13 protein-coding genes, 1 pseudogene and 1 other annotated feature are annotated in these 17,795 nt (G+C 33.8%); of the genes and pseudogenes, 10 read left to right on the top strand and 4 right to left on the bottom strand.

What is annotated here, in order from left to right:
* From V7Q02_RS05710 to V7Q02_RS05685, 6 genes and pseudogenes are all read left to right on the top strand, one after another.
* A pseudogene (locus V7Q02_RS05710) lies at positions 1–244 on the top strand (hypothetical protein); the annotation flags it as partial.
* Between the two features lie 46 nt (positions 245–290).
* Positions 291–749, top strand: coding sequence for a hypothetical protein (locus V7Q02_RS05705; RefSeq protein ID WP_333860042.1), 459 nt, complete (start codon positions 291–293; stop codon positions 747–749).
* A 78-nt stretch (positions 750–827) separates the two neighbouring features.
* Positions 828–1,370, top strand: coding sequence for a phosphatase PAP2 family protein (locus V7Q02_RS05700; protein ID WP_333860041.1), 543 nt, complete (start codon positions 828–830; stop codon positions 1,368–1,370).
* 410 nt (positions 1,371–1,780) lie between these two features.
* Positions 1,781–2,134 (top strand): hypothetical protein, encoded by a 354-nt coding sequence (locus V7Q02_RS05695; protein WP_333860040.1) that lies wholly within the window; start codon positions 1,781–1,783, stop codon positions 2,132–2,134.
* Positions 2,131–2,838, top strand: coding sequence for a sigma-70 family RNA polymerase sigma factor (locus V7Q02_RS05690; protein WP_333860039.1), 708 nt, complete (start codon positions 2,131–2,133; stop codon positions 2,836–2,838). Before V7Q02_RS05695 ends, V7Q02_RS05690 begins: the two co-directional genes overlap by 4 nt.
* A gap of 415 nt (positions 2,839–3,253) precedes the next feature.
* On the top strand, positions 3,254–5,152 hold the full coding sequence (locus tag V7Q02_RS05685) for a PAS domain-containing sensor histidine kinase (protein ID WP_333860038.1): 1,899 nt from the start codon (positions 3,254–3,256) through the stop codon (positions 5,150–5,152).
* Positions 5,153–5,513: 361 nt separating this feature from the next.
* Here the strand turns inward: V7Q02_RS05685 and V7Q02_RS05680 are convergent, their stop codons facing one another.
* The 4 genes from V7Q02_RS05680 to V7Q02_RS05665 all read right to left on the bottom strand — a co-directional run bounded on the left by V7Q02_RS05680 (position 5,514) and on the right by V7Q02_RS05665 (position 10,528).
* Entirely contained in the window at positions 5,514–8,096 is a 2,583-nt protein-coding gene (locus V7Q02_RS05680; RefSeq protein ID WP_333860037.1) for an ABC transporter permease, read from the bottom strand.
* A complete protein-coding gene (locus V7Q02_RS05675; RefSeq protein ID WP_333860035.1) occupies positions 8,093–8,776 on the bottom strand; it encodes an ABC transporter ATP-binding protein in 684 nt (227 codons plus the stop codon). Before V7Q02_RS05675 ends, V7Q02_RS05680 begins: the two co-directional genes overlap by 4 nt.
* Before the next feature lie 89 nt (positions 8,777–8,865).
* Positions 8,866–9,855 carry a sensor histidine kinase gene (locus V7Q02_RS05670; protein WP_333860034.1) on the bottom strand — a complete coding sequence of 330 codons (990 nt, stop codon included), beginning with the start codon at positions 9,853–9,855 and terminating at the stop codon, positions 8,866–8,868.
* Positions 9,842–10,528 carry a response regulator transcription factor gene (locus tag V7Q02_RS05665; RefSeq protein WP_333860033.1) on the bottom strand — a complete coding sequence of 229 codons (687 nt, stop codon included), beginning with the start codon at positions 10,526–10,528 and terminating at the stop codon, positions 9,842–9,844. The genes V7Q02_RS05670 and V7Q02_RS05665 overlap by 14 nt, the downstream gene beginning before the upstream one ends.
* A 572-nt stretch (positions 10,529–11,100) precedes the next feature.
* Here V7Q02_RS05665 and V7Q02_RS05660 point away from each other — a divergent pair.
* From V7Q02_RS05660 to V7Q02_RS05645, 4 genes are all read left to right on the top strand, one after another.
* Positions 11,101–11,262, top strand: a complete 162-nt coding sequence (locus tag V7Q02_RS05660) for a hypothetical protein (protein ID WP_333860032.1) — start codon at positions 11,101–11,103, stop codon at positions 11,260–11,262.
* 396 nt (positions 11,263–11,658) lie between these two features.
* Positions 11,659–11,875 (top strand) — a binding site (T-box leader).
* A gap of 59 nt (positions 11,876–11,934) precedes the next feature.
* Positions 11,935–13,371 (top strand): proline--tRNA ligase, encoded by a 1,437-nt coding sequence (gene proS / locus V7Q02_RS05655; RefSeq protein WP_333860043.1) that lies wholly within the window; start codon positions 11,935–11,937, stop codon positions 13,369–13,371.
* A 355-nt stretch (positions 13,372–13,726) separates the two neighbouring features.
* Positions 13,727–15,550, top strand: a complete 1,824-nt coding sequence (gene ftsH / locus V7Q02_RS05650; RefSeq protein WP_333860031.1) for an ATP-dependent zinc metalloprotease FtsH — start codon at positions 13,727–13,729, stop codon at positions 15,548–15,550.
* A 49-nt stretch (positions 15,551–15,599) separates the two neighbouring features.
* A complete protein-coding gene (locus V7Q02_RS05645; RefSeq protein WP_333860030.1) occupies positions 15,600–17,729 on the top strand; it encodes a HelD family protein in 2,130 nt (709 codons plus the stop codon).
* Positions 17,730–17,795: the final 66 nt, after the last annotated feature.

Genomic DNA, 17,795 nt, shown 5'->3' with positions numbered 1-17,795 from the left:
GATATTTTATGCTTTTTTTGCTTCAATATTTTTGAATACAAGACATAGCACAACGTGTTATTATAGGTATACTGGAGAAAGATTTAAAAGACCTCATAGGGAGGCGTTTAAAATAAGTGTCCATAAAAGCTATAGGGAGAATGGCAAGGTTAAGAAAAAACAATTGATAATATGTACTGTAGGCTATTATGATATAACTGATGGATGGTCATACATAGGGGGATCATATTATAGGCGGAATTGAGAGAAAAGCCGGAGAATTAGGCATTACAGAAGATGAATTATATGATATGGTGTATGAAAAATTTGACCCTATAATAGCGGCAGTAGAAAAAGAATTTGAGGCAACAAAAGAATATAAGGTTAAAAGAAAACATGAGAAAATATTAAAAGAATACATAAAGGCAAAAGCCGCTTTTGAAAAGAAGTATGGGGATAGAACCTATGACTATTGTTATGATGTATTTGGAGTTCTTAGGAATAAGGAGTATTTAAAAGAGCTGAAGGATAATTATAGGGCACAGCAACAATATTATAGTAGTTACTATGACAATTTCAAAAGTAACTACAGTAATAATTATAATAGTGGTTACTTTGAAAATAAACAAAGTACCTACAATGAGGATGATAAGGCCAAGCTTAAAAAGATATATAAAGTTCTTGCATTAAAGTTTCATCCAGACATGGAGGAGGGTGATTCTGATATGATGAAATTCATTAATAAGTTAAAAGAACAGTGGGGAATATGAAAAGCAATTGTTGGATTTTAAATTTAAAATGTAGTATTATTGATTGATTATATAAAAGAAGTAATAAGGAGATAAAAAATGGTTGCATTAATATATAAATTTGATGAAAATATTCTCTCATATATAGCAAATAATATGCATAATCACGCTTTAGATAAGATAATGATTGTATTTACTTCACTTGGTAATAAGGGGCTTATATGGATTGTGATTTCTATGTTTCTGATAACAATTAAGAAATATAGGAAAATTGGAATTATGGTTTTAGTAGCTCTAATAATAGGATCAATATCTGGTGAAGGATTACTAAAACATTTATTTAAACGTACAAGGCCATTTTATTTTGTTCCAGATATGAAGCTTTTGATTGCAAAGCCAGTTTCATATTCATTCCCATCCGGGCATACTACGGCATCTTTTGCGGCAGTTAGTATATTATGTAGATATTTTAAAAACTATACACCTGTATTTTTGGTTGTAGCAATTTTAATAGCTTTTTCACGAATATATTTATATGTGCATTATCCCACTGATGTGCTTGCTGGAATAGTTTTGGGGCTTATATCTGCCAAAATAACAGTATATCTATTTAAAAGATTTAATTTAAAAATGAAAGCTTAATTTAATATGATAAAACATAAAATAATTATAAAAATAACATAAAATGTATAAAAATGCTTAATTCAGACGACATTATGATATAATAAATCCCAAAAATAAATATTTGAGTTAAGTACCCTACTAGAGATAGTGGAAGCTGTAAAAGGCACGGGAAAATTAGGACAATCTAAAGTTAGAGAATCCTTTTTCCTGTGCTTTTTTATATCAGAGTAATTCATTTAATAGAATTATTGCGAGTTTTCTGAGTCCCTAAAAAGAAATATCTACAGTTTTTGCAGTCCCTAAAAAAGAGGTTATCTATACTTTTTGAACTCCCTAAAAAGGGAAATAAATAATTAATTCTTAGATTTACTGCTTAAAAATTAACCGCTCCTGGTAATTAAAATAATAGAAATGAGGGAGGTCCTACTATGGTAAAAGATAAAATAAAACGTCAGGATTTAAAGTTGTATTTCCGGAAACTGCATGAAATAAAGATGCTGGAATCTGAATGTATAAAACCTGACAAGAATAATAAAGCTGAGTATGATGATTATTTAGAGAAATGTTCCAAGGTATCTAGGCTTAAGAGGGAAATATCTAGTGTTAACGTAGCATTTAACTTACTCACTGAAGATGAAAAGAATATATTGTATTTGGCATATTGGAAGCAGGTACCAATAATTCAGATAAGAGGTATATATCACATAGAAAGTACAACTATAAATAGATGGATTAATAAAGCTATTAGCAAGATGAATGATGTTATGGGTGATTTGGCATGACTAATGAAGAATTGGTGGAATTATACCAAAGTGGGGATAATCAGGCCTTAAATGAGCTTGTAGAGAAAAATACAGGTATGGTCCGTAAACTGGCTAACAAATTCTATACTGAAAAAACCAATTCTATAGATATTGAGGATTTGCAGCAGGAAGGGTTTATAGGGCTTATGGTTGCTGCTAAAAAATATGATTTTGATAATCCTAAAAGGACTAAATTTATAACCTATGCTGTATACTGGATTCACCAGAAGATGAACAATTTTATAAGGAGTAAAAATACAAATGATGAAGTAAGCATAAATGTACCTGTAAGTGAAAAAAATGATACGGAGCTTGTGGATTCTATAAAAGATGAAAATAACCTCTATGAGAATGTAGAGGATAGAATATACAACCTGCAGCTAAGGAAAGAGCTTGAGGATGTTATGAATAGCTATAATACCTTAAATGAAAGGGAAATTCTAAAATTAAGGTACGGATGGGACAATAATAAGTGTATGAGCTGTGAGGAAGTAGAACAAGTATTTAATGTTACAGGAACTAAGGCAAGGAATATAGAGTATAGAGCTATGGATAAAATAAGGCGTACTCCCTGGGGAGTTAGGAAAGCAGAGGAATTGTATATTGAGAAGGTTAAAGGTGCAAGATATAGCATAGATAAAATACTTGATACCATTAATTTTGGGTATAAATATTTGGTTTAAATATAAAGAATCCCATTGATTAAAGCAATAATAATGGGATTTCTTATATAAAAGTTTTTGTGATGGATACCATAGTATAGTAACCAATAGTGATGTGTATTATTCTTAAATTGTTAAAGTTTTCTCCTTTTAGGAGGATTTATCTGTTTTTTAGAGAAATATTAATTCAATATATGGCGAATATAATTTAGTTGTGACGTTATTGTAAAAAAAGGCGATGTAACTGCTATGAGTAAAAACAGGAATAATATTTTTTGAGACCAAATAACGTAATGTTAATTCTTCTTATTTTAGAGGTTACAATAAATTGGTTTGGGTGACTCATAGTGGAAATATGTATAATATTATGGTAAAATATTTTTATGTAATTATAAGTATAAATGACAATCATTTAAAATTTAAGGGGGAGTATATTATGTGCGATGAAGATTTCTTTAACAATTTAAATAAAGTGGCGGTTATATTAGTAAAGAATAAGAAGATTATAAAAGTTAGCCAACAATTCATTGACATAACTGAATATACTTGTGATGAACTACTAAATAGAAATATAGAAGGCGTGTTTAGAATCTTGAGAGTTGGCCCAAATGTCAGTATTGATAACATTGACGAACAGGCCAACTATTTTTTATTTACTAAATCATTTGAAGTTAGATTTATTAATATTGAAGTAATACGAAAAAAAAATGAACAAATATATATTTTAAAAGAGAAGCCAAATTTACGATTTGATTATAGATTTAGTTTTCTTTCCCAAATGTCTTCCGAGGATATATATGGGGTGGCAATATATAGCATCCCAGATTATATTTTACTTAAAGCTAATCAAAAGTACCTTAATTTTCTTGATGCATCATATAGTACCGCGGAAAATGCATTAGGTAGATTTATAGGTGAAATTATCAAAGGATGGCGTAGTGCCGAGGATATATTTAATATGGTTGCAAATGGTAAATCACAACATATAAAAGAGTTTGAACTTGATAAACTTTTAAGGGGCATAACATATTGGGATATTACTTTTATGCCTCTATATGAAAACGAAAACATTAGATATATTTTAATTTTCTGTGATGAGGTAACTGATAGAGTTCTTTATAGAAAGAAACTGGAAGAAAAGAATAAAGTAATAGAAAAACAAAAAAAACTATTAGAACTACTTGTTGAAAATATGGCTGATGGATTGATTTTATTGGATAAGGACAATATGTTAACTGTGCTTAATAAGGCAGCTACAGATTTATTTTATAAGCCAGAGAATGGAGATAGTTGTACTCAGACAAGGTATTATGATAGAGGTGGAAATGAAATTACTTTGGATGATTTTCCTAGCTCAACAATATTAAAAGGCGAAAAGGTGCGTGAATTTTTTGTAACAGCAAAAATGCCTGATAAGACTGTTCATTATAGTATCACTGGAACACCTATTTATAATAAAGAAGGAGAAATAGACTGTGGTATCATATGTGCACACGATGTTTCAGAAAAAGTTAAATATGAGCAAGAGAAACTGGAAGTACTTGAAAATGCTATAAAAATGAAGGACGAGTTTCTCTCAATAATATCGCATGAACTTAGAACACCACTTACTGTCATTAGTAGTGCTACCCAAGCAATGAATTATATTTGTGGTGACGAATTACCGGATAAGGCTAAAGAATATACTAATATTATAAGAAAGAATACATATAGGCAATTAAGATTGGTCAATAACCTCCTCGATATTACCCGTGCTAACGCAGGACGCATTAAAGTACATAAAAAAAGCCTGGACATCGTCTTTCTAACAAAGGCTATCACTGATTCTGTATGTACATATGCCTCACAAAAGGGTATTAAGCTAATGTTTGTATCTTCATTTAAAAAGAAGATACTCAGGATTGATGATGAAAAATATGAAAGAATACTTTTAAACCTCATCTCTAATGCTATTAAATTTACGTCGGGAGGAGAGGACATTATTGTGAAGCTAAGTTCTATAAAAGAAAACATATGTATTGAAGTAGAGGATAATGGAATAGGCATTCCTAATGATAAAATAGATATGATTTTTGAACGGTTTGGACAGGTTGATAGCTCCTTATCACGGCAGGCAGAAGGTACAGGTCTCGGCTTATCGCTGGTAAAAAAGCTTGTTGACGCATTAGGAGGTAGTATATCTGTTAAAAGCAAAGTTGGCATAGGTAGTACCTTTTCAATCTTACTCCCTGATGAAAAAATAGTTAAAAAATGCGAAGAGAAAGAAATGATAAATCTATTAGATAACCGTCTTATAGAACATATTAATGTAGAGTTTTCTGATATTTATTTATAATATATTATTTAGGGTTACTTGCAATAAGTCGTATTTTTCATATTTTGTAAAGTAAGCATATGCTCGCCTATTACAATATAATTAAACACAAAAAAGGATAGTGGCCGCTATGACATTAAATAGAATACCGGAGGATATGAGAAAAGATATTTTAAACCTCCAGAAGTAATATGAGTTAACCAGAAGAATGAAAGACAATGATAGGTACCATTATTGGGAAAGTTGTAGAAAGAGTAATTTGAGTGTACTTAAATTTAATACTATCACCTTACTTTTTGATACATAAGGATGTAAAAGTAAGGTGATTTTTATATCTATAACTTTTTTTTATTTTCCAACTCAGGTTAATATTAGTATTGAATCAAGTCATATCGTCCCGAAGAGCGTCAATAATATTTTGTTTTTTTATCTTGCCAGTGGCATACATCATTGTAATAAATACCACAAAGAGCACGCTGAACACACTGATAACCATACTTCCTAACGGGAATACAAAATGGACATTGTCTGCCCCGCCATTTGCCATCCCTTTGTAAATCAACCAAGAAGAGATTGCTGCTATGGGAAGTCCGAAGAGCAGCGTCCTCATACCATAAAAGGCACACTCAAAATTCATCATCTTTTGGAAATCACGGTCAGACATCCCTACAGAGCGCAGCATAGCAAGTTCTCGTCTGCGTAGTTTGATATTTGTGGAAATGGTGTTGAACACATTTGCAACCGCAATCAGCGAAATCATAATGATAAAAGTATAAGAGAACACGTTGACAATAAATATGTAATTGCGATTCTCATCAAGCATTTTATGAGAATTGTACAGAGTATAACTGGATTTAATTCCCGCGCTTTTAAGTATAGTCTCCATTTTAGATGCTGACTGTGTTGGATTTTTTGATTTAAATGTCAAGCCTTTAGCAGCAACATAGGTATCAGGGGTCTCAAACTTGTCTTTCAGCGAATAGGGAACAATCACCCTAAAAATAAGTGGATTATTTGTGCTAGAGTTTTCTAGAACCGGGAGAGTATCAGGCGGTACGGTATTTACAAACTTAATGCTTACGTTTTGCCCCTGTTCTATCTTGGGCTTGCCATTTACTTCGGGAGCAATGGTAAAATTTATAAAAGAATTTTTGAACACATCGTTTAAATCATTAACCTCCTGATTGGCTTTCGTTTGGTTTGTCATTTTTGCAACAGCAATCATTTTAGCATTTTGACCGGTATACTCATTTTTTGGTAAAACCAAACCTTTGATAATATTAAAATAGGTGCTGTCATCAATAAACTGAATGTCTATTGGCAGATTAATGGTTTCATTAGGTGAAGGTGAGCCTGCATATTTTAAATAAGCATCTGAAAGATTGTCTGTTTTGACAGTACATGAATACTTCAAAAGTGCTTGATATGAACTTTCGTAAACGCCATCCACATTTTTTAGTTTATAATAAAGCTGCAGCATTTTGCTATCGTCCATGTCCGGCGTGGCTAAACCAATGTCGTATGTGGTAAATACTGTAACCTTCTCCGACGCCTGTTTCATATACGTTACAAAAGAACTGGTGGATATAAACAGCACCACACTTAAAATAAGTGATAGTACAATACTGCGATAGCGTTTTTTGTTTCTTTTAAAATTTTTTAGCGCAAGAGTTCCCTCTAAACCATAAATACGCTGTGCAAGTTTTGATGTTTTCACAGCTTTTGATTCAACTTTGACCTCGTTCGTCTGGTGAATACTTTCCATAACTGGAGTGTTTGCAGCTTTTCTTGCCGGGATATAGGCCGAAATCAGAATCGTAATTATACTGACTGCTGCTGCAGCAACAATTATCGGTATAGATATCGTCAAGGTTAAAGGTACGCCGCTGTACATAATATTCTCGAATTTTTTGGCAACAATAGAAATTACAAGGCTGATACTACCTATGCCGACGATAATTCCAATAGGTATGCCAATTGCACCAATGCAAATTCCTTCAAATAGCACCGAATTTCGCAGCTGCTTTGCTGTGGCACCTACCGATGACAAAATTCCAAACTGGCGTGTACGCTCGTTTAGGGATATGTTGAATGAATTATAAATTAGAAAAATAGATCCTATCATTATCAAGATAACTAAAATACCGCCAACTGAGTACAGAAAAGTATTAAATATATTATCCTCTGAAAGACCCATGAAGCGCAGCACATTATCGTTAAAGATATAAGTGTGGCTTTGAGCCGTGCTGCTTGCGTAAGAGTGAACCCTGCGCGGATTTTTAAGCGTGATGAACAGGCTCAGGCTGTTAGCTTTTTCTTGCGGATTGGCTTTTGTTATCAAGGTATATCCTGGTGCGGAATCTTCCTCAAAATAGGCTTTTTGATAGATACCAACAACCTTGTAAGTTCTCGTAGTTTTTGGTACAAGTCTTTCTTTCGTGAAAATATAAGGGGCGTGTTGACCGAGATTTTTGCTTATTTCCATGCGGTTTCCGACATCAAGTGAAAGTGTGTCACCTAGTGAGAACTTAACACCGCCTTTTGTCTCGACGCCCATTGAAACAACAATCTCGCTGCTATTTTTAGGCAATCTGCCTGAAACAAGGGTTAGAGGCAGGGTATCAAAGGCTTTCTCACTAAATCCAGCTATAAAAAGATAGGGCTTTTTTGGATTTCTTGATCCATCAAGTCTTGCGTATCCTATATTTTCAAATACCGCGGTGTTTATGGCTTCTTTGTCCAGACTTCTTTCCTTCGCAAAAGAGGAATCAACATTCAAAAACTCCACATGCCAACCACCGTATTTCTGAGCAGCACCCTTTGCCAAATAGTTCAGAAGAGAAATGCCAAAGGTAGCTACTGCCGTGATCATGGCAGCGGACAGAATAACTCCGATAATCGTTACAATTGTTCGTGTGCGGCTCTTTTTCATACCCTGCAGTGTGACTTTATTGAAAATGTTCATGGTCTCACCTTCTCATCTCGTACTATTTTGCCGTCTGATATGCCGATAATGCGGTCTGCCTGCAGAGCAATATTTTCGTCATGGGTGACCACGATAAGGGTCTGATGATATTTTTGATTGCTTAATTTGAGCAGATTTATAATTTCATGTCCATTTCTGCTGTCCAAACTACCTGTAGGTTCATCGGCAAGCATGACTGCTGGAGCGTTCATTAAAGCGCGTCCAATGGAAACACGCTGCTGTTGACCGCCTGAAAGCTGATTGGGTAAATGCGTTTTACGGTCTTTTAACCCAAGCAGATTGAGTAAGTCATCAAGGCGGTTCTTGTTAACTTTTCTTTTGTCCATCAGTATAGGTAGGGTAATGTTTTCCACCACATTTAGTGTTGGAATGAGGTTGTGGAACTGGTAAATAAGTCCAACCTGACGCCTGCGGAAGATGGCAAGTTTTTCGTTGTTTTGAGCATATATATCCTGTCCGTCCAAATATATCTTTCCGCTTGTTGGTACATCTACACCACCGATGCTGTGGAGTAATGTGGATTTACCGGAGCCTGAGGATCCTATGATTGCAGTAAATTCTCCCTTTTCAATTGTAAGCGAAACATGGTCAAGTGCTGTAACTTGATTTTCACCCTTGCCATAGATTTTACATAGATTTTCAATTTTTAAAAATTCCATTATGGGAGTCTCCTTTCTTGTTTCCTGTGGTTTACTTATATAATAGAACCTTTAGCTTACATCTCTGTGACTTTCAGGTGAGAGATTCGTCACTTTGGGAAACGAATGGCAAATATCGCACCGCCCTTAGGGTGATTTTTTGCAGTAATTGTTCCTCCCTGCCGTATTATAATCATCTTGCAGAGAGCCAATCCAATCCCATATCCTGTGGCGTTTGAGTTTTTCCCACGATAGAACCTGTCAAACAAGTGAGGTAAATCTTCTTTTTCAAAACCCGCTCCGCTGTCGTGAATAGTAATTTCGCTAAACAGAGGATTGGATCTGCAGACAATCTCAATTTTACCCTTTTCACCCGTGTTCTCTATGCAATTTTTGAGGATGTTTTGAATTGCTTCTGAGAGCCAGCCTGAATCCCCCTGAATAATCATCCCTTTTGGTACATCTATTCGCAAATCAATATCATGCAGTTCCATTGGGATCAGGAATGGGCGAAGTGCGGTACATATCAAGTCCTTTACATCTATCTGCTTGCTTTTAAATACCACAATACCCGCATCTAGGCGTGATAATTGCAGTAGGGAAGTGAGTAGCCAATCTATTTGTACAAACAATCCTTCTGTTTCCCGTATCAATGCTTTCCGGTTATTCTCATCAGGGTTGGTCTCTACCAATGACAGAATAAGGTTTGCAGATGTGAGTGGAGTTCGAAGTTGGTGGGCTATGTCAGCTAGGGAATTGGCAAGATGCTCTTTTTCTTTTTTAAGGGCATCGTTTTGCTCACGAATACGCAGCGTCATTTTTGTTATTTCGCTTTGCAAAATGGAAAGTTCCCCTTCGTCCGATTCGGCAATATACAGATGATCAGCATTATGAAGCACAAGATCAATTTGATCTGAAATCTGCGCGATGCTTTTATATCTGGCTCTGGTAAACACAAAAAAAGCTGTGCAAAAGGCAGCGGCAGAAATAATGGATAAGATTCCAGCTGACATGTTGATTGAAAATCCCATCAGTATAGAGGCGGCGGCCATTAAGGATAACAAAATGGTAAATTTAAAAAGCTCTCTATTCCGAAGCATATTCTCCCCCTAGTCTATATCCTGTTCCGCGGACAGTTAAGATAATTTGCGGGTTTGCTGGGTCATTCTCTATTTTTTCCCGTAAGCGTTTTATGTATACAGTAAGTGTATTATCATTTACAAACTCGCCTGCCGCGTCCCACAATTGGTCAAGCAGTCTGCCTCTTGTGATAATACTTTTGGGGTTTCCGATAAACATCAGAAGCAATCGGTATTCCAATGCCGAGAGGAAAATTTCACTGCCGTTTTTTTTCACAACACCGCTTGCCGTATCCACATGAAGCCCGTAAATTTTAAAATCCACTCTTGAATGTCCGCTTTTTCGCAAGGCGGTCTTTATTCGTGCAATCAATTCACGGGGACGAAAAGGCTTTGTTATATAGTCATCTGCGCCCATGTTCAGCCCGGTGACAACACTTGCTTCATCACCAGATGCCGTAAGAAATATAACAGGAACATCCTGCGTTCCTTTAATTTCCGTGCAAACTGTAAACCCATTTCCATCAGGCAGAGAAATATCAATTAATGCAAGGTCAAATTTATTCCGAGAAAGCTCAGTAAGGGCTTCAATTCGCGTAGAGGCGTGAGTTACTGTAAATCCCTCCGAGCGGAGCAGAAGTACAAGATTCTTGGCGATTGTCTTATCGTCTTCAAGCAAAAATATGTGTTTCATTTATTATTTTCACCTTCCTTTACTTTACTGCTGCTGTCTTTCGTAAGCAGGTTTTTCAGCGTCAACTGGAACAAGCCACGTATTTCCTATTTTTTTAGCTCCCTTAATTCGCCAGGCAGAGCAATAATACACTACCATTCTATCTGTGATTCCCTAATTCTTTGCTGCTTCTTTTGTAGTTATATAATCCACTCATAGCACCTCCATAATTTTATTATATTTCTTATGACACAAATATACAAGTTGAGGTATAAAACGAAGAAATACGGGAGAGTGGAAAGAAGTTCATGCTCTCGCACAGGCTGAAGATGCTATAGTACTACTTAGAAAATGTTTAATAATAAGAAAGTTGTCTTTGGAGAAAAACTAACAAATATTTAAATAAGGGTTTAAATTTAAGAGAAATGAGGAATTTATTAAATTCTGTTCAAAATCAGGGGCTTAATCTTTTATATGGTATTAATGGGTTTTTAGGAAATTACATATTATTCTTGGATTGTTGATGATTTGATATTATGATATAATTTATCTATTAATTATTAGATCAAAATATCGATATGGGGGAAAGAAAAATGTTTTGTAAAATAAGAAAGAAACACATACTATTAATATCAACATTGGTAGTTGTGGTAGTAGTTGGTTTTGTTTCTTTTAATAATTTGAAACAGAATATTAAAAAAACGTCAAGTATTAATGTACTTTTTAAGTTGTTTAACAAATTGAAGTTTATCTAATCATTTAAAATCCATAAAGTAATTTTGCAAATCCAAGTTCATTGAATAGAAGAAAACGTCCCATAAACATTACAACTATGTATACAATGGGTTCCCATTTACAGTAGTTACCTGATTCAGGTTTATTCTTTTAATATTTCTTTGGGCAATACAGTTTTTATGTACTCTTGTCTGTATGTAAATCCTTCATAAAATTATTCTTGCAATTTCTTTCTGTGAAATGGTTCATAGAAAATACAATTTTCTTTTGTTGCTTTATGTTCGGTATTATATAAGGCGATTTTTTTCTTGTAAGCTGTCATCAGGCCAGGTGTACATAGCATTGCTGAAAAATATATTGACAATAAATTTTTTATAACCTATTATATAAAATATCATTGCGTTTAATTGAATATTAAAAATACAAAGAAAGGGATTAGTAAATTTCATATTCTTTTTTAGAGAGGAAACGTATGGTGAGAGTTTCCAAGGAATTATTTTGAACCTGCCCTGGAGTTTCTGTATTTTAATTATTAGAGTACAGCGGTGACAGCCGTTAAAATTTTAAGTGGGTGTATTTGATATTAAATATGCTAATCAGGGTGGTACCGCCGACATAACCTCGGTCCCTTTTGGGGATTAGGGGCTTTTTTATGTTTAAAATAAGTTCGTAGAAATTATAATTTGGAGGTAATTAAATTGGATAAAAAATTGGTAGAGCAAATAACATCTAGAGATGAGGATTTTGCCAAGTGGTATACTGATATTGTAAAGAAAGCAGAACTAGCCGACTACTCAAGTGTAAGGGGATGTATGATAATAAGACCTTATGCTTATGCCATATGGGAACATATTCAAGGTTATCTGGATAGAAGATTTAAAGAGACAGGTCATGAAAATGTATATATGCCCCTTTTTATTCCAGAGTCACTCCTTGAAAAGGAAAAAGATCATGTAGAAGGATTTGCTCCTGAAGTTGCATGGGTAACTCAGGGTGGAAATGAGGAACTTACAGAAAAGTTATGTGTGAGACCTACTTCAGAAACTTTATTTTGTGAACATTATGCTAAAATAGTTCAATCTTATAAGGATCTCCCAAAGCTATATAATCAATGGTGTTCCGTAGTAAGATGGGAAAAGACTACTAGACCTTTTTTGAGAACTACAGAATTTTTATGGCAGGAAGGTCATACAATACATGCTACAGAAGAAGAGGCACGAGAAGAAACTATAAAGATGCTTAATATATATGAGGAATTGTGCAGAGAAATGCTTGCCATCCCTGTTTTAAAGGGACAAAAAACTGAAAGTGAGAAATTTGCAGGAGGAGAAGCCACTTATACCATAGAATCGCTAATGCATGATGGAAAGGCGCTACAATCAGGTACATCTCATTATTTCGGTCAAAATTTTGCGAAACCTTTTGAAGTGCAATATTTAGATAAAAATGGGAAATTACAATATGTATATCAAACTTCCTGGGGAATAACCACTCGAGTTATAGGAGCTCTTATAATGGTGCATGGAGATGATAATGGATTAATAGTTCCTCCAAGAATAGCCCCTGTGCAGGTAATAATAGTTCCTATAGCTCAGCATAAGGAAGGAGTACTTGAGAAGGCAAATGAATTGAAAGAGGAATTAAGCAAAATTGTAAGGGTAAAAATTGATGATAGTGATAAAATGCCAGGTTGGAAATTTAGTGAACATGAAATGAAAGGTATACCTATTCGTTTAGAAGTAGGCCCTAAAGATATTGCAAAAAATCAAGTTGTGCTTGTTAGAAGAGATACCAGAGAAAAAATAATAGTACCTATGAGTAATCTCTGTGATGAAATACCAGCATTATTGGATAATATCCACAATTCCATGTTAAAAAAAGCAGAGATGTTTATAAAAGAAAATACTCATAATGCTGTAGATATGGAAGAGTTTAAAGATATACAAAATAACAAAAAAGGTTTTGTAAAAGCTATGTGGTGCGGGGATGCCAAATGTGAAGAGAAAATAAAAGAACTTACCGGGGCAACCTCAAGATGTATCCCATTTGATCAGGAACATATTTCAGACAATTGTGTATGTTGTGGAAAGAAGGCGGATAAATTGGTTTATTGGGGCAGAGCATATTAAAATAATTATCTAGTATAATTGAAAAGTTGCAATAAAAAAGTAGGGAACGTATCTTGATTGGTTTTACACAAACCTAAGTATGTTCCCTTTCTTGTTATAAATCCTCATATTTTTGATCCTCCAATTCCTTGTTTTCCTTCAGGCAGCACAAATCTTCTACGTTAAGTATAAGTACAAAGGTTACTTCACAAATAAAGCTTCATATGTGATTTCGTTTGCAGATACCTTCTTATTGATCCAGATATTTTATATAAATAACTTTGAAAATATAATTTTAAGTGTTAAGAAAGAAAAGATTTATTGTTATAATATAAGTAGAGTTACAAGTCATAATAATCTGGAGGCCCATATAAATATGTTTAATGGCAAAAAATTTAAGAATAATAAACTTATATATTTTATTTGTTATGCACTGCTGGCTATTATAATTGTATTTGTGGTTAATGAATATTTTAATGGATTAAAATATGATCATATAAAATACAGTGATTTTGTCAATTATATTAAGCAGAATAAAATTTCACAGGTTAAAATAGGAAGAGATAAATTATTTATAGTGCTTAAAGGCAAACAGGATGAAGAGAAAGAAAGAATGCTTTATACGGAGAAGTTAAATGATCCTGATTTGATACAAAAGTTAAGTGATGCAAATATCATATTTGGGGCATCTCAAGAAAATGCTTTGATGAAGAATGTTTTTACAGGATGGATTCTACCTGTAATTGTACTTATGTTCTTTGCTAAAATTATCTTAGGAGCGTTAGGTAAAAGGATAGGCAGCGGAGTTATGTCTTTTGGTAGAAATACTGCTAAAATATATGCAGAAAATGAAACAGGCGTTAATTTTGAAGATGTAGCAGGACAAAAGGAGGCTAAAGAGTCTCTTGTTGAAATAGTGGATTTTTTGCACAACTCTCAGAAGTATGCTTCCATAGGAGCCAGATTACCTAAAGGGGCACTTCTTGTGGGACCTCCAGGTACAGGGAAAACTTTGCTTGCAAAGGCGGTGGCAGGAGAGGCAGAGGTTCCTTTTTTTTCCATATCAGGATCTGCTTTTGTGGAAATGTTTGTAGGTATGGGTGCTGCCAGAGTGAGAGATTTATTTCAGCAGGCACAGGAAAAGGCTCCTTGTATAGTTTTTATAGATGAAATAGACGCAATAGGAAAGAGCAGAGGCGGAAATGTATCGGGAAATGATGAAAGAGAACAGACTTTGAATCAGCTTCTTGCAGAAATGGACGGATTTGATTCTTCAAAGGGTGTGGTAATACTGGCAGCTACAAATAGACCAGAAGTTTTGGATAAGGCACTTTTAAGGCCGGGGAGATTTGACAGGAGAGTGGTAGTTGACAGACCAGATTTGAAGGGAAGAGAAGATATATTAAAGGTTCATATAAAGGGAGTTAGGGTTTCAAGCAATGTGGATTTAAATGCTATAGCAAAGTCTACCCCTGGAGCTGTGGGAGCAGATCTTGCGAATATAATAAATGAGGCAGCACTTAAGGCTGTTAAAAATCAAAGATATGAGGTAACCCAGGATGATCTGGAAAATGCTGTAGAATTAATTATAGCAGGGAAGGAAAAGAAAGATAAAATACTTTCTCCAGAAGAAAAAAGACAGGTTGCTTTTCATGAAGTGGGGCATGCACTTGTAGCTACCCTTTTGAAACATACGGATCCTGTTCATAAAATAACTATAGTGCCAAGAACCATGGGATCCCTTGGATATACAATGCAGCTTCCTACAGAAGAGAAATATTTAATTACCAGAGAAGAAATGATAGACAGGATATGTGTTATGTTAGCGGGAAGGGCTGCAGAAGAAGTTGTGTTTAACAGTATATCTACAGGAGCTGCCAACGATATTGAAAGAGCCACTGAAACTGCAAGGAGTATGGTTACTCTTTATGGAATGACGGAAAGATTTGATATGATGGCATTAGAATCCATACAGGATAGATATTTGGATGGAAGTCCAATGCAAAACTGTAGTGCAGAGACAGCTTCAATTATAGATGAGGAAACTTTAAAAATAATAAAACATTGTCATAATAAGTCTAGGAAACTTCTTGAAAATAATGTAGAATTACTTGCAAAAATATCAGAACAGCTTATTGAAAAGGAAACTTTAATGGGAGACGAATTTATGGGTATAATAAGAACATACAGAGATAAATAGCTTAATAAGAGCCCTAATAATTAAAAGTCAGTGAAATGGAGATATAAATATGTATGAGGAAAATTTAAAAAAGGACTTAAACAGGGAATTTGAACTGAACTTGGAAAAACAAAAGCTAGACGAAGTATTGAAAGAGATTAATGTTCAAATATTGGATTATATAAATATTAGAAAGCAAATTGTAAATTCCATACTTGACTTGAGAGAAAAAAATCTAGAGCAATATAGGGATGATGAAGATCAATATGTAGAATATTTCAGTCATGAAATGTATGCAAGGGAAGAACAGTATAGATTGGTGAATAAAAATATAAGAGAACTTTCCATACTGAAATCCTCACCTTATTTTGGCAAGATTGAGTTTAAGGATAGTTACGGTAAGGAAAGTATATATATAGGAAGATTTGGAATGACTGCAAGGAAAGACTACGAACCCATTGTAATAGATTGGAGATCTCCTGTTTGTGCGTTGTTTTACGAGGGAAAATTGGGAACTTTGAAATATCAATCTCCTGGAGGGGAAATTGAAGCGGAAGTACTTTCAAAAAGGCAGTTTATTATAAAAAAATCCACTCTTTTGGGAATGTTTGATTCTAATCTGGATGTAAAAGATGAAATATTACAAATGGTACTCAGTAAAAATGCAGGGGAAAAGTTAAAAGATATAGTAATGACCATACAAAAAGAACAGGATAATATAATAAGGCAGCCAAGAAAAGGAGCAGTAGTTGTAAATGGAGTGGCGGGAAGTGGAAAAACCACCATAGCTTTACATAGAGTAGCATATCTTTTATATAATTATAGGAAAATATTACAGGAAAAAGTTCTTATACTGGGACCTAACAGTATATTTATAGATTATATCTCAAGAGTACTTCCAAGTCTGGGGGAAGAAAAGGTTATTCAGACAACTTTTACAGAATTTTTTGGCAGCATGATAGATTTGCCTCCTACAATGAGTTTTAGGGATTATACGGAAAATATTGTAGATAATAATAAGGGATTTATTGCTGAGGTTATATATAAAGGTTCATTGAAATACATGAGTGATATGGATAATTTGATTCATAATGTGGAAGAATCTTATTTTAAAACAGAAGATCTTCTGTTTTATGATAAAGTAATATTATCTGGGGAACAGATAGATAAGATGTTAACCTGTGATTTTAAAAATATGCCTTTATTTAAGAGGGTCAGGAGATTAAGAGGTATTATCTATTCAAAAATAAAAGATGAAAGAAATATTCTGGTAAATCTTATTCAGAAGGATTATAAGGACAGAATCGAAAATATGACAGAGGAAGAACTCAATGATTTTCAGGTTGATTTAGAGTATAAAAGACGAAATAAAATAAGAAGTGTAATAGGTGAGGTAATAAAAATTAAAAAAGAAAAGTTAAAATGGATGAATGAACCGGATGTAATTTCCATATATAATGACTTTAATAGTAATAGACCATTGATTTATAATGATCTGGCTGCTATTTTATATCTTAAGATAAAATTAGAAGGGATGAAATATAATGGTGGAATAAGACATATAGTGATAGATGAGGCTCAGGATTATTCACCTCTTCAATTTTGGGTTATTAAAGAACTCACAGATTGCAAGTCATATACTATAGTGGGGGATATAAATCAGAGAATTATATCTTCAGCGGATAAATGTGCCATGATGGGATTAAAAGATATTTTTACTGATATAGAAGTGAAGAATTTTTTATTGGATAAAAGCTATAGGTCTACCAATGAAATAATTACTTATGCAAATAGATATTTAAAACATAATAAAATAATATCTTTGGTTAGGACGGGAAAGGAAGTTATAGAAAAACAAATAGATAATCATAAAGAACTTGTGGACAAAATACTCTATAATGTTGTAGAATTAAAGGAGAGAGGTTACGAAAGTATTGCTGTAATATGTAGGGATTTAAAAAATACAGAAGCTTTAAGTAATTTAATTAAAAGAAGGATGCATATAAATCTTATAGATAGAGAAAATATGATTTATTCTAGTGGAGAAGTTATTCTCCCAGCTTATTTTGCTAAAGGTCTGGAATTTGATGCTGTTATAATGGTAGATACCTCTCAAAGCAATAATGATACATTAAAATATATAATGGCTACAAGAGCTCTACATGAATTGTATGTGTATAAGACTTCCTCGATTAATTAAAGTTTCTAAGCTTCAGGTTTTGTTAAATTATCTGAAGCTTAGTGTTTTATAAAGGAGTTTGTAAAA

The sequence above is a fragment of the Clostridium sp. genome (assembly GCF_036781005.1).
Taxonomy (GTDB): Bacteria; Bacillota; Clostridia; order Clostridiales; family Clostridiaceae; genus Clostridium_B.
This window is presented reverse-complemented; position numbering and strand designations above follow the sequence as displayed.

What these genes read in the sequence shown, in the direction of transcription:
- V7Q02_RS05705 (WP_333860042.1), top strand. Translation starts at nt 291, where the DNA reads ATGGTGTATGAAAAATTTGACCCTATAATAGCGGCAGTAGAAAAAGAA.
- V7Q02_RS05700 (WP_333860041.1), top strand. Translation starts at nt 828, where the DNA reads ATGGTTGCATTAATATATAAATTTGATGAAAATATTCTCTCATATATA.
- V7Q02_RS05695 (WP_333860040.1), top strand. Translation starts at nt 1,781, where the DNA reads ATGGTAAAAGATAAAATAAAACGTCAGGATTTAAAGTTGTATTTCCGG.
- V7Q02_RS05690 (WP_333860039.1), top strand. Translation starts at nt 2,131, where the DNA reads ATGACTAATGAAGAATTGGTGGAATTATACCAAAGTGGGGATAATCAG.
- V7Q02_RS05685 (WP_333860038.1), top strand. Translation starts at nt 3,254, where the DNA reads ATGTGCGATGAAGATTTCTTTAACAATTTAAATAAAGTGGCGGTTATA.
- V7Q02_RS05680 (WP_333860037.1), bottom strand. Translation starts at nt 8,096, where the DNA reads ATGAACATTTTCAATAAAGTCACACTGCAGGGTATGAAAAAGAGCCGC.
- V7Q02_RS05675 (WP_333860035.1), bottom strand. Translation starts at nt 8,776, where the DNA reads ATGGAATTTTTAAAAATTGAAAATCTATGTAAAATCTATGGCAAGGGT.
- V7Q02_RS05670 (WP_333860034.1), bottom strand. Translation starts at nt 9,855, where the DNA reads ATGCTTCGGAATAGAGAGCTTTTTAAATTTACCATTTTGTTATCCTTA.
- V7Q02_RS05665 (WP_333860033.1), bottom strand. Translation starts at nt 10,528, where the DNA reads ATGAAACACATATTTTTGCTTGAAGACGATAAGACAATCGCCAAGAAT.
- V7Q02_RS05660 (WP_333860032.1), top strand. Translation starts at nt 11,101, where the DNA reads ATGTTTTGTAAAATAAGAAAGAAACACATACTATTAATATCAACATTG.
- ftsH (WP_333860031.1), top strand. Translation starts at nt 13,727, where the DNA reads ATGTTTAATGGCAAAAAATTTAAGAATAATAAACTTATATATTTTATT.
- V7Q02_RS05645 (WP_333860030.1), top strand. Translation starts at nt 15,600, where the DNA reads ATGTATGAGGAAAATTTAAAAAAGGACTTAAACAGGGAATTTGAACTG.